The organism is Zeimonas sediminis (assembly GCF_023721795.1).
In the GTDB taxonomy this organism is placed as follows: Bacteria; Pseudomonadota; Gammaproteobacteria; order Burkholderiales; family Burkholderiaceae_E; genus Zeimonas; species Zeimonas sediminis.
Window position 1 is genome coordinate 1175198 of record NZ_JAMQYE010000001.1, and the last position, 21888, is coordinate 1197085.

Sequence of the window (21888 nt, forward strand, 5' to 3'; positions counted from 1 at the left end):
GATGCGCGTCCCCCTGCTTCTCAGAGCCGCTGCCGCCATCGCGCTGCTCGCCCTCGGCCAGGCGGCCTGGGCGAGCGGCGGGTTCGGCCTGTCCCCGATGCGCCTGGACCTGACCGCCCAGGCGCCGATGGCGGCGTTCACGCTCAGCAACAGCGGCAGCGAGCCGATCGTCGTCCAGGCCCAGCCGATGGCCTGGAGGCAGGTCGACGGCCGAGACGTGCAGGAGGCGACCCGGGCGCTCCTGGTGAACCCTGGCATCGTTTCGCTCGCCCCCGGCGAGCAACAGGTCGTCCGGGTGGCGCTTCGCGCGGCTCCGGACCGGCGGCTCGCCACCGGCTACCGGATGCTGTTCACCGAAGTGCCGCAGTCGGAGAGCGGCCCGGTCTCCGGCACGGGCATCCGGATCATCAAGCGGATGGACGTTCCGGTGTTCGTCGCCCCGCTCGAGGGCGAGACGAGACCTGACGGTTCCATCGCGGCCGACAGCACCGGCGACATCCTGGGGCTCAGCTTCGCCAACGAAGGCACCGGCTACTGGCGGCTCGGCGACCTGAAAGTGGTCGACGCGGCGTCGGGACGGCAACTCACCCCCCCCGCGGTCATCGGCGTGCTGCCCGGCGGCATGCGCCGGCTCGAGCTGCGCCTCGGCGACGGGCCCGCGCCGGAGAAGGTCGTGGTGGAGGCCGACGTCGATGGCCAGCCTTTCCGGACCGAGCTTGCGATCGGACGGCGCTGAACTCCTCGCAAGGCGGCTCGGCCGGACCGCGGCCCTCTGCCTGGCGGGGGTCGCCTTCGGCGCCGCCGCCCAGTCCAGGCTCGCCACCGTCGAGCCGAGCTCCGCAGTCCTCACCTCGCCGGCGGCCATCGCGGCGCCGGCCGTCCCGGTCGCCCCCCAGCCCCTTCTCGGCAGCTACGACGTCACGCTGAACACCCGCACGACCGGCGCGCCGGTGCTGGCCGCCCGCGACGCCGCGGGCGCGCTGTGGCTGGACGAATCGGCGCTGCGCCAGTGGAAAGTGAGGCTGCCCGGGGCCGAGCGCGCGCGGATCGACGGGCTGGAGATGGTCCGCCTGGACCGGGTGCCCGGCACCCGCTTCGAGGTCGACGAGCGCCGCCAGGCGATCGCCCTGTACGTCGATCCCGGCCTGCTGACCGGCACCCGCTTCGACCTGAGCCCCGTCTCCGAGAAACCGGTGGCGCGGGCGCCGCACTGGGGCGGATTCCTCAACTACTCGCTCTTCGGCTACGCCTCGAGTGCCGAGTCCGACGCGGCAGGCCTGTTCGAGGCCGGGGTGTTCGGCCCTCGCGGCACCGGCCTGCTGAGCTTCGGCGTGAACACTGCCACCCTTGCCGGCACCACCGGCAGCGCGATCCGCTACGAGACGAGCTGGCGCCGCGACGAACCCGGCACGATGCGCTCGCTGGTGGTCGGCGACTCGATCAGCCGCCCCGGCTTCTACGGCCGCGCGGTGCGCTTCGGCGGGATCCAGTACGGCAAGAACTTCGCGCTGCAGCCGGGCTTCGTGGCCTCGCCGCTGGTCGGCCTGCAGGGCACGGCCGCCCTCCCCTCCACCGTGGACGTCTACCTGAACAACCAGCGAATCGCCTCGCAGCAGGTCGAACCGGGGCCGTTCACGATCGACAACGTGCCGGCGGTCAGCGGCAGCGGCACCCTGCAACTGGTCGTGCGCGACGCATTCGGCCAGCAGCGGGTGATCTCGGAATCGTTCTACGGCAGCCCCTCGCTGCTCGCGCCGGGCCTGGACGACTACGCGTTCAGCATCGGCGCGCAGCGGCGCAATTACGGCATCGAGAGCACGGACTACGGCGGCGCGCAGGCGATGGCGCTGTGGCGCCGCGGCCTGAGCCGCGCGCTGACCGTCGAGGCGCGCACCGAGGCCGACGAGACGGTCGCCTCGGCGGGCCTGGCCGCCGACGTGCTCGTCGGCAGCCTGGGCATCGCCTCGCTGGGCGCGGCCGCAAGCTCCGGCGATGATGCCAGCGGCGGCCTGTGGATGGCCGGCTTCGATCGCCAGGCGGGGCGCTACAGCTTCGGGGTTCGGGGAACCTTCACCTCGGACGGCTTCAGGCAGGTCGGCGACATCGAAGGCTTCTCGACCGCGGAACGCAGCATCACGGCACGCGCGGCCCTGAACCTGGGAAGGTGGGGCTCGGTCGGGGCGGCGGCCGTGTCCCAGCGCTATCACGAGGCCACGCGCCCGGGCATCGACACCGGCACCGTGACCTGGTCCGGCCGGATCGGCAAGGCCGCCAGCGTTTCGATGTCGCTGAGCCGGTCGGTCGGCGCGCAGGACAGCACGACGATGTACGCGAACCTGACGATCCCGCTGGGCTCTCGGACAATGATGTCCGCCAGCAGCGTGGACAGGCTTTCCGGCGGCGTCGACGCGAGCCGGCAGAGCCTCGCGCTCGGCCGCAGCCTGCCCGGCTTCGGCGAGGGCTGGGGCTACCGGCTCTTCGCCGACACCGACCGGCGAGCCGAGGCGGGCGCGAGCGTCGCGACGCGCAGGGCGGTGATCCGCGGCGAGGTGGCCGACGTGTCGGGCGTCACGGCGGCGCGCGCGAGCGTCGAGGGCGCGGTGGCCACGGTCGGCGGCCACACCTTCCTGGCCAGGCCGATCACGGACAGCTTCGCGGTCGTTTCCACCGGAGGGGTGCCCGGAATCGGCGTCCAGCAGGAGAACCAGCCCGCCGGCAAGACCGACGCGAGCGGCAAGGTGGTGCTGACGCCGCTGCGCGCCTACATGCCGAACAAGATCTCGCTCGACGCGCTGTCCACCCCGATGGGCGTGGCGATCGGCACCTCCACGCAGGTCGTCGTTCCGACCTGGCGCTCTGGCGTCTTCCTCGAGTTCGACGTCCGGCGCGGGCGCAGCGCGCTGGTTAGCCTGCTCACGCCGGACGGCTCGCCCATGCCCACCGCGGCGCAGGTCACCGACAGCGCGAGCGGCCAGCGGCTGCCGGTCGGCCTGGGCGGCGAGGTCTTCCTGACCGGCCTGCCGGACGGCGGCACGCGCCTGCGGATCGAGCTCCGCGGCAAGACCTGCGTGGTGGACGTCAAGCCCGAGGGCGACGACCCGGTGCTCGAGCTCGGGCCCTACCGATGCGGCGGCGGAGCATGAAGCGCGTCGCCGCCTGGCTCGCGGCCCCTGCCGCGCTGTTGCTGGCGCACGAGGCGCGCGCGCAGGTCGGCTGCGAGGTCGACGTGGCGCCGATCAGCTTCGGCGTCTACGACACGCTGAGCCCGGCCGCGAACCAGGCCGCTGGCTCGGTCACCGTCACCTGCCGCCTGCTCGACCCGAACGCCGCCGAGCGGATCAGCTATTCGATCGCGCTCGGCCCCGGCTCGGGCAGCTATGCGCGGCGGACGATGCGCGCCGCCGGCAGCGCCGAAACGCTCGGCTACAACATCCACCTGCGCGCCGTCTCGCCCGCGACCGTGTGGGGCGACGGCACCGGCGGCACCGTGACCGCCTCCGGCTCGATGACGATCAACAAGAACTCGGACAGGCGCCCGCTGGTGCTTCCGCTCGTCGGCGTGATCGCGCCGATGCAGCCCGTCTCTCCAGGTCTCTACAGCGACACGCTGACCGTCACCGTCACCTGGAACTGATCGCCGCGGGCAGCGCACCGCCGCGGGAGCGGACGACCGACTCCCTGCACGGCGTGCCGGCACCTGCCGAGGCGCGCCGCCGTCTATAATTTAAGGTTTGGCTCGCCCGCCCCGGGCGAGCCTCGTTAAATCATCGAAAGGCGCCCCATGAGCGACATCCGCAAAGTCGTGCTCGCCTACTCCGGCGGGCTGGACACCTCGGTCATCCTGAAGTGGCTTCAGGACACCTACGGCTGCGAGGTCATCACCTTCACCGCCGACATCGGCCAGGGCGAGGAGCTCGAGCCGGCCCGCACCAAGGCGAAGATGTTCGGCGTCGAGAAGATCTACATCGAGGACCTGCGCGAGGAGTTCGTGCGCGACTTCGTGTTCCCGATGTTCCGCGCCAACACCGTCTACGAGGGCGAGTACCTGCTCGGCACCTCGATCGCCCGCCCGCTGATCGCCAAGCGGCTGGTCGAGATCGCGCAGCGCGAGAAGGCCGACGCGATCTCGCACGGCGCCACCGGCAAGGGCAACGACCAGGTCCGCTTCGAGCTGGGCGCCTACGCGCTGATGCCGAACGTGAAGGTGATCGCCCCGTGGCGCGAGTGGGACCTGCTGTCGCGCGAGAAGCTGCTCGCCTACGCCGACAAGCACGGCATCCCGGTCGACTTCAAGAAGCGCAAGGGCGGCGCGCCGTTCTCGATGGACGCCAACCTGCTGCACATCTCCTACGAGGGCGGCATCCTGGAAGACCCGGCCGCCGAGCCGCCGGCCAAGGGCATGTGGCGCCTCACGGTGCCGGTCGAGAAGGCGCCGAACAAGCCGGAAGACGTGACGCTCGAGTTCGTGCGCGGCGACCTGGTCGCGATCAACGGCCAGAAGATGAAGGCGCACGAGCTGCTGGCCGAGCTGAACCGGCTGGGCGGCAAGCACGGCGTGGGCCGGCTGGACCTGGTCGAGAACCGCTACGTGGGCATGAAGTCGCGCGGCTGCTACGAGACCCCGGGCGGCACGATCCTGCTGCGCGCGCACCGCGCGATCGAGTCGCTGACGCTCGACCGCGAAGTGGCGCACCTGAAGGACGACCTGATGCCGCGCTACGCCAGCATGATCTACAACGGCTACTGGTGGTCGCCCGAGCGCCGCGCGCTGCAGGTGCTGATCGATCACACGCAGGAGCCGGTCAACGGCACCGTGGTCGTGCGCCTGTACAAGGGCAACGTGATCGTCGTGTCGCGCAAGTCCGAGAACTCGCTGTTCGACGCGCGCATCTCCACCTTCGAGGACGACGCCGGCGCCTACAACCAGGCCGACGCCGCGGGCTTCATCAAGCTGAACGCGCTGCGCATGCGGATCGCCGCCGGCAAGCAGGCGAAGAAGCCGGCCGCCCGCAAGGCCGCGGCCAAGCCCGCTGCGCCCAAGGCGGCCGCCAAGCCTGCCGCGAAGTCCGCCGCCAAGCCCGCCGCGCGCAAGCGCGGCTGATGCGGCGCGCGCCGCGACGATGCCGCTCGTCACCGTCGCCGGCGCGCACCTCGCGTTCGGGCACGTCGCGCTGCTCGACGGCGTCGATTTCTCGATCGAGGCCGGCGAGCGCGTCGCGCTGATCGGGCGCAACGGCAGCGGCAAGTCCTCGCTGCTGCGCGCGGTCGCCGGCGTTTCGCAGCTCGACGACGGCGAGATCGTCCGCCAGGCGGGCATCTCGGTGGCCTGGGTGCCGCAGGAGCCTGCCTTCGACACCGGCCACACGGTCTTCGAAGCGGTGGCGGGCGGGCTCGCCGCCGACGCGGCGCTGCTCGCCGAGTACCAGCGGCTGAGCGCCTCGCTGGCCCAGGATCACGCCGGCGACCACAGCACCGGCCAGCTCCGCGACCCCGAGCGCACGCTGGCCCGAATGGCCGAGCTGCAGGCCGCGCTCGACGCCTCGGGCGCCTGGGCGCTGTCGCACCGCATCGAGCGGGTCCTCAGCAAGCTCGCGCTCGACGGCGAGCTGCGGGTCGACGCGCTGTCGGGCGGCGTTCGCAAGCGGGTCGCGCTCGCGCGCGCGCTGGTCGCCGAGCCCGACCTGCTGCTGCTCGACGAGCCGACCAACCACCTCGACATCGAGTCGATCGCCTGGCTCGAGGACCTGCTGCTCGCGCATCCCGGCGCGGTCGTCGTGATCACCCACGACCGCCGCTTCCTCGACCGGATCGCCACCCGCGTCGTCGAGCTCGACCGCGGCAGGCTGCGCTCCTACCCCGGCAACTTTTCGGCCTGGCAGCAGCGCAAGGCCGACGAGCTCGCCCAGGAAGCGGTGATCGACGCGAAGTTCGACAAGTTCCTCGCGCAGGAAGAGGTCTGGATCCGCAAGGGCGTGCAGGCCCGCCGCACCCGCGACGAAGGGCGCGTGCGAAGGCTCGAGGCGCTGCGCCGCGAGCGCGCGGCACGGCGCGAGCGCATGGGCGAGGTCACGCTGGCGCTGGACGCCGGCGAGCGCTCGGGCAAGCTGGTCGCCGAGCTGATCGGGGTGACCAAGGCCTGGGACGGCCGCACTGTGGTGCGCGACTTCTCGACGATCATCCAGCGCGGCGACCGCGTCGGCCTGATCGGCCCGAACGGCGCCGGCAAGACCACGCTGATCAAGCTGATCCTCGGCGAGACCGACCCGGACTCGGGAACGGTGCGCCGCGGCACGAACCTGCAGCTCGCCTACTTCGACCAGCTGCGCGAGCGCCTCGACGAGGAAGCGACGCTGGCCGACACGATCAGCCCGGGCTCGGAGTGGGTCGAGATCGACGGCAAGCGGCTGCACGTGACCGGCTACCTCGGCCGCTTCCTGTTCGCGCCCGAGCGCGCTCGCTCGCCGGTCAAGAGCCTGTCCGGCGGCGAGCGCAACCGGCTGCTGCTCGCCAGGCTGTTCGCGCGGCCGGCCAACCTGCTGGTGCTCGACGAGCCGACCAACGACCTCGACATCGAGACGCTGGAACTGCTCGAGGAGCTGCTCGCCGAGTATCCCGGCACGCTCCTGCTGGTGAGCCACGACCGCGCCTTCCTCGACAACGTTGTCACCCAGTCGATCGTGTCGCTGGGCGACGGCCGCTGGCGCGAGTACGCCGGGGGCTGGGCCGACGTCGAGGCCGCGCGGGGCCGCGAAGCGGCCGACGCGGAGCAGGCCGCGGCGCGCACCGGGCGGTCGGGCGCGCCGGCCCGAGATGGGGGCGGGAGCGCTGCGGCCGCGCGCGACGCCGCCGCAGCGGCCGCCGAAGGCGCTTCGGCGCCTGCCGGCGCGCCCGAACGGCAGGCCCGCCCGGCCAAGCTCAGCTACCGCGAGCAGCGAGAGCTCGAGGCCCTGCCCGGCCGCATCGAGACGCTGGAAACCGAGCAGAAGGCGCTCGAGGCCCGGCTCGCCGACCCGGCCAGCTACCAGTCGGGCGGCGACGCGGTTCGCGAGATGCGCGAGCGCTTCGAGGCGATCGAGGCCGAGCTGCTCGAGGCGCTCGAGCGCTGGGAGGCGCTCGAGGCGCGGCGCTGAGGCGAGGCGGGGGCCGGCGCGCCGCCCCCGCATCCGGTGGTGCCTCGCTCTACAATCACGCGAATGCAAGCCGACGCCCGAATCGTCGAGGTCGATCTCGACAACCCGATGCACGTTGCCGCCCTGCGCGCGCTGCTCGACGAATACGCGCGCGGCCCCGAGGGCGGCGGCGCGGCGCTGCCGGCCGACGCGCTGGCCCGGCTGCCGCAGGCGCTCGCCGACAGCCGCTGCTATGCGGGCTGGCTGGCCTTCGCCGACGGCGCGCCGGCCGGCCTGCTCAACGGCTTCCTCGGCGTGTCGACCTTCCGCGCGATGCCGCTGCTCAACGTGCACGACATCGTGGTGTCGGCGCGCTTTCGCCGGCGCGGCATCGGCCAGGCGCTGCTCGCGGCGGCCGAGGCCGGCGCCCGCGCGCGCGGCTGCTGCAAGCTCACGCTCGAGGTTCTGGAGGGCAACGCGCCGGCGATCGCCGCCTATCGCAAGGCCGGCTTCGCCCCCTACGAGCTCGACCCGGCCATGGGCCGGGCGCTCTTCTTCGAAAAGAAGTTCTGAACACGGAGGACCGGACCCATGCCTTCATTCGACGTCGTTTCCGAAGCCGACGCGGTCGAGGTGCGCAACGCGATCGACCAGGCCAACAAGGAGATCGCGAACCGCTTCGACTTCAAGGGCTCCGACGCGCGCATCGAGCAGAAGGAGCGCGAGCTGACCGCCTTCGCCGACGACGAGTTCAAGCTCGGCCAGGTGCGCGACGTGCTGCTGAACAAGGCGGCCAAGCGCGGGGTGGACGTCCGCTTCCTCGACTTCGGCGACCCGCAGAAGATCGGCGGCGACAAGATGAAGCAGACGATCACGGTGCGCCACGGCGTGTCGTCCGAGCACGCGAAGAAGATCGTCCGGCTGATCAAGGACAGCAAGATGAAGGTGCAGGCCAGCATCCAGGGCGACTCGGTGCGCGTCACCGGCGCCAAGCGCGACGACCTGCAGGCGGCGATCGCGATGCTCAAGAAGGAGGTCACCGACGTGCCGCTCGCCTTCCAGAACTTCCGCGACTAGGCGCTCGCCAGTGAATCGGCGGCACGGCGTCGCTCCGGCGACCGCCTTCGGCCAGCGGGCGCGAACGTGACCCCCACCAGGCCTCGGCGGATCCTGCCGGCGATCGCGCTGGCCCAGCTGGCCGGGGCTTCGCTCTGGTTCGCGACCAACGGCGTGATGGCGGACCTGCAGCGCGACTGGCAGCTGCCGGCCGCCGCGCTGGGCTGGCTCACCGCTGCGGTGCAGTGGGGTTTCGTGGCCGGCACGCTGGTCTTCGCGCTACTCACGGTCGCCGATCGGTTCTCGCCGCGCCGGGTCTTCCTCGCCTGCGCGCTGGCCGGCGCGGCGTTCAACGCACTCACCGTCTTTTCCCCCGAGCGGATCGAGCCGCTGCTGGCGATCCGTTTCGCGACCGGCTTCTTCCTGGCCGGCATCTACCCGGTCGGCATGAAGATCGCGTCGGGCTGGTACGAACGCGGCCTGGGCGGCGCGCTCGGGGTGCTGGTCGGCGCGCTGGTGCTCGGCACCGCCTTGCCGCACGGGCTCAGGGCGGTGGGCGCGGACTGGCCCTGGCGCGACGTCGTGCTGTCGGTGTCGGCGATCGCCGTGGCCGGCGGCTTCCTGCTGAATGCCGCGGTGCCCGACGGTCCCTTCCTCGCCCGCAGCCAGCGGGTCGAGCCGCGCGCCGTCGCGCTGATCTGGCGCGATCCGGCGATCCGCGCGCCGGCCTTCGGCTACTTCGGCCACATGTGGGAGCTCTACGCGTTCTGGACCCTGGTGCCCGCGATCGTGGCCACCCGGCTGGCGGGCGCGCAGATGTCGCTGGCGGCCTTCCTCGCGATCGCCGCGGGCTTCCTGGGCTGCGCGGTCGGCGGCCTGCTCGCCAACCGCTACGGCAGCGCCCGCGTGGCCATCGTCCAGCTGGCGACCAGCACGGCCTGCTGCCTGGCCGCGCCGTTGATGCTGCGCGCCGACGGCTCCGTTTTCGCCGCCTGGCTCGCAATCTGGGGCATCACGGTGGTCGGCGACTCGCCGCAGTTCAGCGCGCTGAGCGCAGGCGCCGCGCCGCGCGAGTTCGTCGGCAGCGTGCTCACCTTCATCAACTGCATCGGCTTCGCGCTGACCGCGGTCCTCATCCCGGTGTTCGCGGCGCTGGCCGCGAGCTGGCCGCTGGAGTGGGTGCTTCCGATTCTTGCGCTGGGCCCGCTCGCCGGGCTTGCCGCGATGCGGCCGCTGCTGAGATAGTCGCGGCTGTCGCTTCACCGGTGCGCCCTCCCGGAGTCGCAGGGCGATCGACGACAAGGAAAAGAAGATGAGCGATTCGCCGTTCCCGGCCTGGCAACTCAAGCGCGAGGGCATCGTCGCCCCCGACGAGCGACTGCCGTGGCCGCAGACCTTCGCGATGGGCCTGCAGCACGTGGTCGCGATGTTCGGGGCCACGGTGCTCGCGCCGCTGCTGATGGGCTTCGACCCGAACGTCGCGATCCTGATGTCGGGCGTCGGCACCCTGCTGTTCTTCGTGATCGTGGGCGGGCGGGTGCCGAGCTACCTCGGCTCGAGCTTCGCCTTCATCGGCGTGGTGATCGCGGCGACCGGCTACGCCGGCTCGGGGCCCAACCCGAACATCGGCGTCGCGCTCGGCGGGATCATCGCCTGCGGCGCGCTGTACACGCTGATCGGCGCGATCGTGATGAGCGCGGGCACCGGCTGGATCGAGCGCTTCATGCCGCCGGTGGTCACCGGCGCGGTGGTCGCGGTGATCGGCCTGAACCTCGCGCCGATCGCGGTCAAGGGCGCGAGCGGCACGCCCTTCGACGCCTGGATGGCGGTGGTCACGGTGCTGTGCGTGGGCGGCGTGGCGGTGTTCACCCGCGGGCTGCTGCAGAAGCTGCTGATCCTGGTCGGCCTGGTGCTCGCCTACCTGATCTACGCGGTGCTGACCAACGGCCTGGGCCTGGGCAAGCCGGTCGACTTCTCCGGGCTGGCCGCCGCCGCGTGGTTCGGGCTGCCGAGCTTCGCCGCCCCGGTGTTCCGCGCAGACGCGATGCTGCTGATCGCGCCGGTGGCGATCGTGCTGGTCGCCGAGAACCTCGGCCACGTCAAGGCCGTGTCGGCGATGACCGGCCGCAACCTCGACCCGTACATGGGCCGCGCCTTCGTCGGCGACGGGCTGGCCACGATGCTGTCGGGCGGCGTGGGCGGCACCGGCGTGACCACCTACGCCGAGAACATCGGCGTGATGGCGGTCACCCGCGTCTATTCCACGCTGGTGTTCGTGGTCGCGGCGGCGGTGGCGATCGTGCTCGGCTTCTCGCCGAAGTTCGGCGCGCTGATCGCGACCATCCCCGGCCCGGTGCTGGGCGGCGTGTCGATCGTGGTCTTCGGCCTGATCGCGGTCGCCGGCGCCAAGATCTGGGTCGACAACCGGGTGGACTTCACCGACAACCGCAACCTGATCGTGGCCGCGGTCACGCTGGTGCTCGGCGCCGGCGACTTCACGCTGAAGATCGGCGGCTTCGCGCTGGGCGGCATCGGCACCGCGACCTTCGGCGCGATCCTGCTGTACGCGTTGCTGGGCGGGGCGCGGTCGGAAAAAGGGTGAGCAAGGGAAGGGAGAATGGGTGAGTCCGGCACGCGGGCGTGGCGGGCCGATGGACGATCAACGAGGAGGAGCGGGATGACATCGAATTTCCAGCGGGTCGCGCTGGTCACCGGGGGCAGCCGGGGCATCGGGCGCGCGATCGTGCAGCGCCTGTCCGGCGACGGCGTGCGCGTGCTGAACCTGGACCTGCAGGCCCCGGAGGCGCTGGCGCCGGGCGAGCACTACGAGCAGCTCGACGTGGCCGACGGGCAGCGCGCGAAGGAGCGGCTCGCGGCGCTGGCAAGCGAGTGGCCGGTCACCGACCTGGTGAACAACGCCGGCATCGTCCGGCCGGCGTCGATCGAGGACGCCAGCGACGAGGACCTGGACGCGGTCGTCGCGGTGAACCTCGCCGCCGCGATCCGCTGCGTGCAGGCGGTGCTGCCGGGCATGAAGGCGCGCGGCTACGGGCGGATCGTCAACATCAGCAGCCGCGCGGCGCTCGGCAAGCCGCTGCGCACGGTCTACTCGATCACCAAGGCCGGCCTGCACGGGCTCACCCGCACGCTCGCGCTGGAGATCGGCCACCACGGCATCACGGTCAACGCGATCGGCCCCGGCCCGATCGCGACCGAGCTCTTCGAGCGGGTCAACCCGCCCGACGCGCCGGCCACGAAGCGGATCATCGAGTCGATCCCGGTCCGGCGCATGGGCACGCCCGACGACGTCGCGCACGGCGTCGCGATGCTGCTCGACCCGCGCTCCGGCTTCATCACCGGACAGGTGCTCTACGTGTGCGGCGGCATGACGGTCGGGCTCGGGCATGCTGCCTGAGACCCGCCGGCTGCTCGAATCGGCGCCGTCGCCGGCGGCGGCGGCTGCCGCGTCGCGGCTGGACGGCCGGGTCGTGTTCGTGGCCGGCGCCGGCTCGGCCGGCCCCGGCTGGAGCATCGGGCGCGCCTGCAGCGTGACCTACGCGCGGCTCGGCGCCGCGGTGTGCGTGGTCGATCGCGACCGGGAGTCGGCCGAGCAGACCAGCGCCTGCATCGAGGCCGAGGGCGGCCGCGCGATCACGCTGGTGGGCGACGTGGCCGACCCGGAAGACGTGCGCAGGCTGTTCGCCGAGGCGCGCGCCGCCTTCGGGCCGATCGACGCGCTTCACCACAACGTGGGCATCGGCAAGGTCGGCGGCCCCTGCGACATCGCGCTCGATGACTGGGACCGCATCAACGACGTGAACGTGCGCAGCCTGCTGCTCGCCTCGCGCGAGGTGCTGCCGGAAATGGCCGAGCGCGGTCGCGGCGCGGTGCTGGCGATCTCGTCGGTGGCCGGCATGCGCTACGTCGGCTACCCGCACCTCGCCTACAGCGTGACCAAGGCGGCGGTCGCGCACTTCACGCGGATGATCGCCCTGCAGTACGCGGCGCGGGGCATCCGGGCGAACACGATCGTGCCCGGCCTGATCGACACGCCGCGCATCGCGCAGACGGTCGCGAAGATGTTCTCGAGCGAGGGACTCGACGAGGCGCGAGCGGCGCGCGACCGGCAGGTGCCGACCGGCCGCATGGGCAGCGCCTGGGACGTCGCGAACGCGGCGGCCTTCCTGGTGTCCGACGCGGCCGCCTACGTGACCGGCACCGAACTGGTCGTCGACGGCGGCCTGACCGCGAAGTTCGCCTGAGGCGCGGACTACGCGCCGAAGCGGTCCCGGATCGAGCGCTCGATGCCGGCGCCGTCCAGGCCTTCGAGGCGCAGCAGCTGCGCCTGGTCGCCGTGGTCGATGAAGCGGTCGGGCAGGCCCAGCTGCAGCAGCGGCAGCACGATGCGCCGCGCGGCCATCGCCTCGGCGACCGCGCTGCCGGCGCCGCCCATGACCACGTGCTCTTCCACGGTCACGAAGGCCTCGTGCGTGCGGGCGAGCTCGACCAGCAGGTCGGCGTCGACCGGCTTGACGAAGCGCATGTTGACCACGGTGGCGTCGAGCGCCTCGCCCGCCGCCAGCGCGGGCGCGAGCATCGTGCCGAAGGCCAGGATCGCGATCCGCCTGCCCTCGCGCCGCAACTCGGCGCGGCCCAGCGGGATCTCGACGAACGCCTTGTTCACCGGCGCGCCGATGCCGGCGCCGCGCGGGTAGCGGACCGCGGCGGGTCCGTCGTGCCGGAACGCGCTGTAGAGCATCTGCCGGCACTCGTTCTCGTCGGACGGCGCGTACACGACCAGGTTGGGCACGCAGCGCAGGAAGGCGAAGTCGTAGGCGCCGGCGTGCGTGGCGCCGTCGGCGCCCACGAGCCCCGCGCGATCGAGCGCGAACAAGACCGGCAGGTTCTGCAGGGCCACGTCGTGGATCAGCTGGTCGTAGCCGCGCTGCAGGAAGGTGCTGTAGATCGCGACGACCGGCTTGAGCCCCTCGCACGCGATGCCGGCCGCGAAGGTGACCGCGTGCTGCTCGGCGATGCCGACGTCGAAGTAGCGCCTCGGGAAGCGCTTCTCGAACTCCACCAGCCCCGAGCCTTCGCGCATGGCGGGCGTGATCGCGACCAGCCGTTCGTCGGCCTCGGCCATGTCGCAGACCCAGTCGGAGAACACCTGCGTGTAGGTGGTCTTCGCCGGCGCCGAGGACTTGACGATGCCCTGCCCCGGGTCGAAGCGGCCGGGCCCGTGGTAGAGCACCGGGTCGGCCTCGGCGAGCTTGTAGCCCTGCCCCTTGCGGGTGACCACGTGCAGGAACTGCGGGCCGCGCAGCTCGCGCAGGTTCTGCAGCGTGGGGATCAGGCTGTCGAGGTCGTGGCCGTCGATCGGGCCCACGTAGTTGAAGCCGAACTCCTCGAACATCGTGCCGGGAACGACCATGCCCTTGGCGTGTTCTTCGAGCCGCTTTGCGAGCTCGAACAGCGGCGGCACGTTCTGCAGCACCGCCCGGCCCAGGTCGCGCGCCTTCGAGTAGAAGCTGCCGGAGAGCAGCCGGGCAAGGTAGCGGTTCAGCGCCCCGACCGGCGGCGAGATCGACATGTCGTTGTCGTTCAGGATCACCAGCAGGTCGATGTCGGGCGTGACGCCGGCGTTGTTCATCGCCTCGAAGGCCATGCCGGCGGTCATCGCGCCGTCGCCGATCACCGCCACGTGGCGCCGGCGGTCCGGCCCCTCGTTCTCGCCCTTGTTGCGCGAGGCGACCGCCATGCCCAGGGCCGCCGAGATCGACGTGGAAGAGTGCGCGGTGCCGAACGCGTCGTACTCGCTCTCGCTTCGCTTCGGGAAGCCCGAGATGCCGCCGAGCTGCCGAAGCGTGGGCATCTGCTCGCGCCGGCCGGTGAGGATCTTGTGCGGGTAGCTCTGGTGGCCGACGTCCCAGATCAGTCGGTCGCGCGGCGTGTCGAACACGTAGTGCAGCGCGATCGTGAGCTCGACGGTGCCGAGATTGGAGGACAGGTGGCCGCCGGTGCGCGAGACCGACTGCAGGACGAAGTCGCGCAGCTCGCCGGCGAGCTCGGGCAGGCGCGCGCGCTCGAGCCTGCGCAGCTGGGCGGGCTCGTCGATCGTGGCGAGCAGCGGCCAGCCGGTATCGTCGCGCTTGGCGTCGGACATGTCGGTCATGAGCGCCTCAGCACGATGAGGTCCGCGAGCTCGCGCAGTCGCCGGCCGGACTCGCCGAGCGGTTCGATCGCCGCGAGCGCCGCAGCGTGGAGCTCGGCGGCCAGGCGCTTCGCTTCGGCGAGGCCGAGCACCGACACGTAGGTCGGCTTGTTGCTGTCGGCGTCCTTGCCGGCCGTCTTGCCGAGCGTGGCCGCATCGCCTTCCACGTCGAGGATGTCGTCGACGACCTGGAAAGCCAGCCCGATCGCCCCGGCGTACTCGTCGAGCCGGGCCATGAGGTCGCCGAAGCCGCCCTGCCCGGCATTGCCCGGCCCGGCACCGCGAGCGCCCGTGCCCTGCGCGCCCGGCTCGCCGCACATCGCGCCGAGCCGCACCGAGGCGCGCAGCAGCGCGCCGGTCTTGCGCCGGTGCATGTCCTCGAGCGCGTCCCGGCTCATCGAGGCGCCCACCGCGCCGAGATCGATCGCCTGGCCGCCGGCCATGCCGCGCGAGCCGGCCGCCGCGGCCAGCTCGGCCACCATGCGCGCCGCCGCGGGCCGGTCGACCCCGGCCAGCACCTCGAAGGCCATCGCCTGCAGCGCGTCGCCCACCAGCATCGCCAGCGCCTCGCCCCACACCACGTGGACGGTCGGCCGGCCGCGCCTGAGCACGTCGTCGTCCATGCACGGGAGGTCGTCGTGGACCAGCGAATAGGCGTGGATCATCTCGACCGCGCAGGCCGCCCGTTCGAGGGCCTCCCCGGGCGCCCCGACCGCCTCGCCGGCGGCCAGCACCAGCAGCGGGCGCACCCGCTTGCCGCCGCCCAGCACCGCGTAGCGCATCGCGTCGTGCAGCGGCACCGGATGCTCGTCGGCGGCAGGCAGCGCTGCCTCGAGCGCGCGCTCGACCCGCGCGGCATGCGCGGCCGTCCAGTCGGCAAAGGACTTGCCGCTAGCCGGCACCTGGATCCCTGCGCTCACGCTTCGTCGTCCTGACCGGCGTCAAAGGGCTTCAGGACGTCGGCTTCCAGAATACGGACTTGTTGCTCCACGTCGGCCAGCGCCTTGCGGGCCGCGCCGACCAGTTCGGCGCCCCGGCGGTAAGCCGCCAGCGACTGCTCGAGACTAAGGGATCCGCCCTCCATCTGCTGGACGATCGCCTCGAGCTCGGTGAGCGCCGATTCGAATCGGTCGGGGGTGTCAGGCGCGGCGGGCGAAACGCCCTGGGAGCCGCCGGCACTGTCGGCGGCGTCGGGTCCCGCTTCGGGACTTTTTGTACGGGCCATCGGAGGACGATCCTGCGCGCGATTCGGCAAAACCTCGATTTTACCCGGCTTCCCCAATCGGGGTATCCTTTCGCCTTTTGTCGGCTGCGGCCGGATTCCCCTCGCGGGACGTCCATTGCGGGCTCCCGGGCAGGGAAGTCCGCCAGTTCCGCCGCCGGGCTTGGTTCCGTCCTTCGACTTTTTTATCTGGAGGGTCAGGATGTCGGATCTGGGTCGTCGTGAGTACCTCACCCCCTCGCGCACGCAGCTTCCCGTCTCTGCCTATTTCGACGAGGCGCTGTTACAGCGCGAGATCGAGACGCTCTTCCGCAAGGGACCGCGCTACGTCGGCCACGAGCTGATGGTGCGCGAGCCCGGCGACTACCACGCGCTCGAGGCCGAGCGCGGCGGGCGCGTGCTCGTGCGCAACGAGTCCGGCATCGAGCTGCTCTCCAACGTCTGCCGCCACCGTCAGGCGATCATGCTGAACGGCCGCGGCAACACCGGCAACATCGTCTGCCCGCTGCACCGCTGGACCTACGACCTGAAGGGCGAGCTGCTGGGCGCGCCGCACTTCGAGGAACAGCCCTGCCTGAACCTCGGCCGCACGCCGCTCCAGAACTGGCAGGGGCTGCTGTTCGAGGGCCCGCGCGACGTCGCGAAGGACCTCGCGAAGCTTGGCGTGCGCCAGGAATTCGACTTCTCGGGCTACATGCTCGACCACGTCGAGATCCACGAGTGCCAGTACAACTGGAAGACCTTCATCGAGGTCTACCTCGAGGACTATCACGTGGCCCCCTTCCACCCGGGGCTTGGCCACTTCGTGACCTGCGAGGACCTGCGCTGGGAATTCGGCGACTGGTATTCGGTGCAGACCGTCGGCATCGCAGACGCGCTGAAGAAGCCCGGCTCGCCCACCTACCGGCGCTGGCACGAGCAATTGCTGAAGTTCAATCGCGGCGAGATGCCGCGTCACGGCGCGATCTGGCTCACCTACTTCCCGAACGTGATGGTCGAGTGGTACCCGCACGTGCTGGTGGTGTCCACGCTGATCCCGCGCGGGGTGCAGCACACGACCAACATCGTCGAGTTCTACTACCCCGAGGAAATCGTGCTGTTCGAGCGCGAGTTCGTCGAGGCGGAGCGCGCGGCCTACATGGAGACCGCGGTCGAGGACGACGAGATCGCGCTGCGCATGGACGCCGGCCGCCGGGCGCTGCTCGATCGCGGCGAGAACCAGGCCGGGCCCTACCAGAGCCCGATGGAAGACGGCATGCAGCATTTCCACGAGTTCCTGCGTCGCGAGCTGGGACCGGTCGGTGACTGACCGCGGCCCCGGGCCCGGCCGGCGGCCGGGCCGCGCGGCGCGCTTCACGGGCCGGCGCTGATGCAGGCACTGTGGATGATCGCGGGCTCGCTCGCGTTCTCGCTGATGGGCGCCACGATCAAGCTGCTCGCGTCCTCGTCGTTCGGCGCCTTCGAGCTGGTCTTCTGGCGCGGCGTGGTCGGCATCGCGCTGATGGGCGCCTTCCTGCGCTGGCACCGGATCCCGGCGGCCTCCGGCCGCTTCGGCATGCACGCGTCGCGCTCGGTGATCGGCACCTTCGCGATGTTCTGCTGGTTCTACACGCTGGGCCCGCTGTCGATGGGCACCGCCTTCACGCTGAACTACACCTCGCCGATCTTCATCGCGCTGGCCGTGGCGGCGATGCTCTGGTGGCGCGGCGATCGGCACCCTTCCCGGCGCCTGCTCTACTTCGCGATGGCCGCGAGCTTCGCCGGGGTGCTGATGATCCTGCGCCCGTCCATCGGGCAGGGCCAGGAGTTCGCGTTCGCGGTCGGCCTGCTCGGCGCGGTGCTGACCGCGATCGCCTACCTGCAGGTGCGCGCGCTCGGCCGGGCCGGCGAGCCCGAGTGGCGCACGGTCTTCTGGTTCTCGGTGGTCAACTGCGCGCTCGGGGCGCTGGCCGCAACGGCCAGCGACGGCTGGAGCCCGGTCGCGGCCAGCGACCTTCCGGCGCTGCTCGCGATCGGCATCCTGGCGGCGATCGGCCAGTTGTGCATGACCCGCGCATTCGGCCGGGGACGCACGCTGCTCGCCGCGAACCTGCAGTACAGTGGCGTGGTATTCGCCACCCTGCTGGGCTGGCTGCTGTTCGGCGAGTCGCACGACCTGCTCGAGCTGGCCGGCATCGCGCTGATCGTGGCCAGCGGCATCGGCGCGTCGCTGGTGCCGCAGCCGCCGGTCGGCACCACGGCTGCCGCGCCGGCTGCCGTCGGCAGCGACAAGGCGGCCGGCGCGCCGGCCGACGAAGCCGCCGCGCTCGACGCGGTCGCCCCGCCCACTCCTTCCGCAAGCGAATCGCCGCGATGATCCACACAACGCTGATCGATGCAGAGACCCTCGCCGCCATCCTCGACGGCTGCGTGATCGTCGACTGCCGGCACGACCTGTTCGACGAGGCGGCCGGCCCGCGCGGCTACGCCGAGGGCCACATACCGCGCGCATGGTTCATGCACCAGGACACCGACCTTGCGGGCCCGAAGAACGGGCGCAACGGCAGGCACCCGCTGCCCGACCGCGAGACGATGCGTCGCCGGCTCGAGGCGATCGGCCTGACCGACGATCGGCAGCTGGTCGTTTACGACGCGCAGGGCGGGATGTTCGCGGTGCGGCTGTGGTGGCTCGCGCGCTGGCTGGGCCACCGCGCGGTGGCGGTGCTCGACGGCGGCCTGCCCGCCTGGACGAAGGCCGGCTTTCCGGTCACGCGCGAGGCGCCGAAGGCCCCCGCCGCTCCCGGCAGGCTGAGCGAGCGTCCGTCGCTGGCCCCGTCGGTGGATTCCGCCCAGGTGCTCGCCAACCTGGGCACCCGCGAGCGGCTGCTCGTGGACGCGCGCGCGCCGGAACGCTACCGCGGCGAGACCGAACCGCTCGATCCGGTGGCCGGCCACGTGCCTGGCGCCATCAACCGGCCGTTCCAGCAGAACCTTCGGCCGGACGGCCGCTACAAGCCCGCCGAAGTGCTGCGCCAGGAGTTCGAGGCGCTGCTCGCGGGCCGCTCGCCGGACCGGGTCATGCACCAGTGCGGATCGGGCGTGACCGCATGCCACAACATTCTCGCGATGGAGCTGGCCGGGCTGGGCGGCTCGATGCTCTATCCCGGGTCCTGGAGCGAATGGTGCGCGGATCCGGCCCGGCCGGTCGCCACCGGGGCCGAGCCCTGAGCGACGCCGCGAGCCGGCCGTGAGCGCGAGCGCCCCCCGCCTGATCGTCTTCGCCGGGCACGCCGGCACCGGCAAGAGCACGCTCGCGCGGATCGCGATCCCGCGGCTGCACGCGGCCACCGGCGAGAGCTTCTGCATGCTGGACAAGGACACGGTCTACGGCGCGTTCAGCTCGAAGGTCATGGGCCTGCTGACCGGCGACCCCGACGATCGCGACAGCCCGACCTACCTGGAGAACCTGCGCGACCAGGAGTACTCGGGCCTGCTCGACATCGCCCGGGAGAACATCGCGCTCGGCGTCAACGTGGTGCTGGTGGGCCCCTTCTCGCGCGAAGTGAAGAGCCGGCGCATGTTCGACGCGCGCGCGCTGGGCATGCCGGAAGACACGCCGATCCGGGTGGTCTGGGTGGCGCTCGACGAGGCCGAAGCGAAGCGCCGGATCGTCGCCCGCGGCGACCATCGCGATCGCTACAAGCTCGAGCACTGGGACGAGTACCGCAAGCGGCGCTTCGACCCGAACCCGGTCGAGTTCCCGGAGCTGATCCGGTACGACAACACGCATCGCGACCCGGCGCGCTTCGAGGCGCTGCTGGCGGCGCTTCGCTGAGCGCGCTCGCTCTGATGGTGGCGTGCGCCCGGCCCGGCGGCGGGGAAGGCGCGATCGGGACAAGTGGCTGCGCCCCTCGCCTTCGGCGAGGGGTTCCCGCGTCTGCCTCGTCCGCGCGGGGGCGCGCAGAACTCGGATCGCCTGCGGCGATCCTCAAACAGGCTGCGCGCCTTTTTCCCGCGCTCCCTTCGTCAGCACGCGGCGCGCCCCAATGTCCCGATCGCGCCTTCCCCGCCGCCGGGCCTGGAGGACGCGCGGACTTCCCGGGGGGCGCGCTATCAGTGCGGCTGCCTGGAGGGTCGTTCAGCCCGCGCCCTTGTACGGACTCGAGGGCGGTGAGGCGGCCAGCCGGATGACGGACCTTGTGGCAAGCGGCGGGCTACCGAAGGAAGCGGCGATCAGGGCGGCCCCATGTCCGAGGCTCGCCGCAGGCGAGCCGAGTTTGGGGCCGCCCAGCCGCTGACGAGGTAGACGCCGGTACCCCTCGCCGAAGGCGAGGGGCGCAGCCACTGTCCGGCATGCGGCTGGCCGCCTCGCCGCCCGGACGCATGCCGGCAATCGAGACCCGAGCGAACGCCCTCAGTGAACGTGCAGCCGCGTCGTCAGCAGCGCCACGATCGCCACGCCGACCATCATCAGGGCGAACTGGACCTTCCATTCGCCGCGATGGCGCGAGTGGCGGTGCAGGTCCGGCACCAGGTCCGCCAGCGCCACGTAGATGAAGCTGGCGGCCGCCAGCACCAACACGTAGGGCAGCAGCTGCGCCGACTCGGCCAGCACGAAGTAGCCGGCCACGCCGCCGACGACCGCGGCCATGCCGCTGATCACGTTGAACAGCAGCGCGCGCTTGCGGGTGTAGCCGGCGTTCAGCAGCACGATGAAGTCGCCGATCTCCTGCGGGATCTCGTGCGCGGCGATCGCCAGTGCGGTCAGCCAGCCGAGGTTGGCGTCGACCATGAAGGCCGCCGCGATCAGCACGCCGTCGGCGAAGTTGTGGATCGAGTCGCCGACAAGGATCAGCGTGCCGCCCGGCCCGGCGGCCTCGCGGTCGTGGCCGTGATGGTGGTGGTGACCGTCGCCCTCGTGGTGATGGCTGTGCCGCAGGATCTCCAGCTTCTCGAGCAGGAAGAAGGCGATCAGGCCGATCAGCAGCGTCCAGGCGAGCGCGTGCAGGTCGGCGCCCGACTCGAAGGCCTCGGGGATCACGTGCAGGATCGAGGTGGCGAGCAGCAGGCCGGCCGACAGGCTGACCAGCTGCCGCACCATGCCGGCGAGCAGCGTCAGCGAGAGCGCGGCGGCGGCGAGCACGCTCGCGGCGCCGCCGAGCACCGTCGCGACGACGATCATTGCGAGGATCACGAGAAGAATCCCGGGGGAACGCGGTCAGGAGCCCGTCGTGCGGCGACGGACCTGTGTCCGGCTCGAGTCGCGAGGACCGCGTGAGCGTCGAGCCAGATGCGACAGTGTAACATCAAGGACCGGCCTTCCCGGACCCGCAACATCAACAACGGAGAACCCGATGACGATCGAGTTGTATGCCTGGAACACCCCGAACGGCCGCAAGATCAGCGTCGCGCTGGAAGAGATGGGCCTCCCCTATCACGTGACCCCGATCGACATCACGAAAGGCGCGCAGTTCGAGCCGCAGTTCCTGAAGATCAGCCCGAACAACAAGATCCCGGCGATCGTCGATCCCGACGGCCCGGGCGGCAAGGCGGTCAGCGTCTTCGAGTCCGGCGCGATCCTGCTCTACCTGGCCGAGAAGACCGGCAAGTTCCTTCCGAAGGACCTTGCCGCGCGGATCCCGGTCTACGAGTGGCTGATGTTCCAGATGGGCGGCTTCGGGCCGATCCCGGGCCAGGTCCATCACTTCCTGGGCCTGCAGAGCGAGGAGGACCGTCGCTACGGCCTCGAGCGCTACACCAAGGAGAACCGTCGCCTGTACGGCGTGATGGACCGTCGGCTCGAGGGCCGCGACTGGTTCGCCGGCGACCTCTCGATCGCCGACTTCGCGATCGTCGGCTGGGTGTGGCGGCACGAGCGGCACAAGGTCGACCTGGCCGACTTTCCGAACGTCAAGCGCTGGTTCGAGGCGATGATGGCGCGGCCGGGCGTGAAGCGCGGCTTCGAGGTGCCGCTCAGCTAATCCCGGCGACTGCTCCTCTTCCTCTCTTTGCGTGCGCCGGGCGGCGAGCGGGGCAGCTGCGACGCCGGACAGTGGCTGCGCCCCTCGCCTGCGGCGAGGGGTTCCCGCGTCTGCCTCGTCCGCGCGGGGGCGCGCAGAACTCGGATCGCCTGCGGCGATCCTCAAACAGGCTGCGCGCCTTTTCCCGCGCTCCCTTCGTCAGCACGCGGCTTGCCACAAGGTCCGGCGTCGCAGCTGCCCCGCTCGCCGCCCTCGACACGACGTTCTGCATCGGGCCGGGCCGCCCACCCGGTTCGCGCACCCGGCAGGCCCGCCCGGCGGCTCGCTCGT

The 21888-nt window shown here is 71.7% G+C and carries 20 protein-coding genes; 16 read left to right on the plus strand and 4 right to left on the minus strand.

Translation table 11 applies throughout. From position 1 onward, the window contains the following. The first annotated feature begins 1 nt into the window (after position 1). The 11 genes from M6I34_RS05530 to M6I34_RS05580 all read left to right on the plus strand — a co-directional run bounded on the left by M6I34_RS05530 (position 2) and on the right by M6I34_RS05580 (position 12427). Entirely contained in the window at positions 2-736 is a 735-nt protein-coding gene (locus M6I34_RS05530) for a fimbrial biogenesis chaperone (protein WP_272484703.1), read from the plus strand. Then, positions 693-3143 (plus strand): fimbria/pilus outer membrane usher protein, encoded by a 2451-nt coding sequence (locus M6I34_RS05535; RefSeq protein WP_272484704.1) that lies wholly within the window; start codon positions 693-695, stop codon positions 3141-3143. Before M6I34_RS05530 ends, M6I34_RS05535 begins: the two co-directional genes overlap by 44 nt. After that, a complete protein-coding gene (locus M6I34_RS05540) occupies positions 3140-3634 on the plus strand; it encodes a Csu type fimbrial protein (protein ID WP_272484705.1) in 495 nt (164 codons plus the stop codon). Before M6I34_RS05535 ends, M6I34_RS05540 begins: the two co-directional genes overlap by 4 nt. A 147-nt stretch (positions 3635-3781) precedes the next feature. Continuing rightward, positions 3782-5101 carry an argininosuccinate synthase gene (locus tag M6I34_RS05545; protein ID WP_272484706.1) on the plus strand — a complete coding sequence of 440 codons (1320 nt, stop codon included), beginning with the start codon at positions 3782-3784 and terminating at the stop codon, positions 5099-5101. A gap of 19 nt (positions 5102-5120) precedes the next feature. After that, positions 5121-7130: an ATP-binding cassette domain-containing protein gene (locus tag M6I34_RS05550; RefSeq protein ID WP_272484707.1), complete on the plus strand. Its 2010-nt coding sequence runs from the start codon at positions 5121-5123 to the stop codon at positions 7128-7130. A gap of 63 nt (positions 7131-7193) precedes the next feature. Further along, a complete protein-coding gene (locus M6I34_RS05555; RefSeq protein ID WP_272484708.1) occupies positions 7194-7682 on the plus strand; it encodes a GNAT family N-acetyltransferase in 489 nt (162 codons plus the stop codon). 18 nt (positions 7683-7700) lie between these two features. Then, positions 7701-8186, plus strand: coding sequence for a YajQ family cyclic di-GMP-binding protein (locus M6I34_RS05560; RefSeq protein ID WP_272484709.1), 486 nt, complete (start codon positions 7701-7703; stop codon positions 8184-8186). A 66-nt stretch (positions 8187-8252) separates the two neighbouring features. Beyond that, the gene (locus M6I34_RS05565) at positions 8253-9410 is read left to right on the plus strand and encodes an MFS transporter (protein ID WP_272484710.1); all 1158 of its coding nucleotides are present in this window, start codon (positions 8253-8255) and stop codon (positions 9408-9410) included. A gap of 67 nt (positions 9411-9477) precedes the next feature. Further along, positions 9478-10767 (plus strand): solute carrier family 23 protein, encoded by a 1290-nt coding sequence (locus M6I34_RS05570; RefSeq protein WP_272484711.1) that lies wholly within the window; start codon positions 9478-9480, stop codon positions 10765-10767. A gap of 75 nt (positions 10768-10842) precedes the next feature. Next, positions 10843-11580, plus strand: coding sequence for an SDR family oxidoreductase (locus M6I34_RS05575; protein ID WP_272484712.1), 738 nt, complete (start codon positions 10843-10845; stop codon positions 11578-11580). Further along, a complete protein-coding gene (locus tag M6I34_RS05580) occupies positions 11570-12427 on the plus strand; it encodes an SDR family NAD(P)-dependent oxidoreductase (protein WP_272484713.1) in 858 nt (285 codons plus the stop codon). The genes M6I34_RS05575 and M6I34_RS05580 overlap by 11 nt, the downstream gene beginning before the upstream one ends. An 8-nt stretch (positions 12428-12435) precedes the next feature. Here the strand turns inward: M6I34_RS05580 and dxs are convergent, their stop codons facing one another. The 3 genes from dxs to M6I34_RS05595 are packed head-to-tail and all read right to left on the minus strand — an operon-like array spanning position 12436 to position 15601. After that, positions 12436-14328, minus strand: a complete 1893-nt coding sequence (gene dxs / locus M6I34_RS05585; protein ID WP_272486611.1) for a 1-deoxy-D-xylulose-5-phosphate synthase — start codon at positions 14326-14328, stop codon at positions 12436-12438. Positions 14329-14333: 5 nt separating this feature from the next. Then, the gene (locus M6I34_RS05590; RefSeq protein WP_418953469.1) at positions 14334-15296 is read right to left on the minus strand and encodes a polyprenyl synthetase family protein; all 963 of its coding nucleotides are present in this window, start codon (positions 15294-15296) and stop codon (positions 14334-14336) included. Further along, the gene (locus M6I34_RS05595) at positions 15293-15601 is read right to left on the minus strand and encodes an exodeoxyribonuclease VII small subunit (RefSeq protein WP_272484714.1); all 309 of its coding nucleotides are present in this window, start codon (positions 15599-15601) and stop codon (positions 15293-15295) included. The genes M6I34_RS05590 and M6I34_RS05595 overlap by 4 nt, the downstream gene beginning before the upstream one ends. Before the next feature lie 199 nt (positions 15602-15800). Here M6I34_RS05595 and M6I34_RS05600 point away from each other — a divergent pair, with 199 nt between their 5' ends. The 4 genes from M6I34_RS05600 to M6I34_RS05615 are packed head-to-tail and all read left to right on the plus strand — an operon-like array spanning position 15801 to position 19412. Continuing rightward, on the plus strand, positions 15801-16907 hold the full coding sequence (locus tag M6I34_RS05600) for an aromatic ring-hydroxylating oxygenase subunit alpha (protein WP_272484715.1): 1107 nt from the start codon (positions 15801-15803) through the stop codon (positions 16905-16907). A 60-nt stretch (positions 16908-16967) separates the two neighbouring features. Continuing rightward, a complete protein-coding gene (locus tag M6I34_RS05605) occupies positions 16968-17954 on the plus strand; it encodes a DMT family transporter (protein WP_272484716.1) in 987 nt (328 codons plus the stop codon). After that, on the plus strand, positions 17954-18805 hold the full coding sequence (locus M6I34_RS05610; RefSeq protein ID WP_272486613.1) for a sulfurtransferase: 852 nt from the start codon (positions 17954-17956) through the stop codon (positions 18803-18805). The genes M6I34_RS05605 and M6I34_RS05610 overlap by 1 nt, the downstream gene beginning before the upstream one ends. A 19-nt stretch (positions 18806-18824) precedes the next feature. Beyond that, positions 18825-19412 carry a P-loop nucleotide/nucleoside kinase family protein gene (locus tag M6I34_RS05615; RefSeq protein ID WP_272484717.1) on the plus strand — a complete coding sequence of 196 codons (588 nt, stop codon included), beginning with the start codon at positions 18825-18827 and terminating at the stop codon, positions 19410-19412. A 579-nt stretch (positions 19413-19991) separates the two neighbouring features. Here M6I34_RS05615 and M6I34_RS05620 read toward each other — a convergent pair. Further along, the gene (locus M6I34_RS05620; protein WP_272484718.1) at positions 19992-20771 is read right to left on the minus strand and encodes a ZIP family metal transporter; all 780 of its coding nucleotides are present in this window, start codon (positions 20769-20771) and stop codon (positions 19992-19994) included. Between the two features lie 160 nt (positions 20772-20931). Here M6I34_RS05620 and M6I34_RS05625 point away from each other — a divergent pair, with 160 nt between their 5' ends. Further along, entirely contained in the window at positions 20932-21558 is a 627-nt protein-coding gene (locus M6I34_RS05625) for a glutathione S-transferase family protein (protein ID WP_272484719.1), read from the plus strand. Positions 21559-21888: the final 330 nt, after the last annotated feature.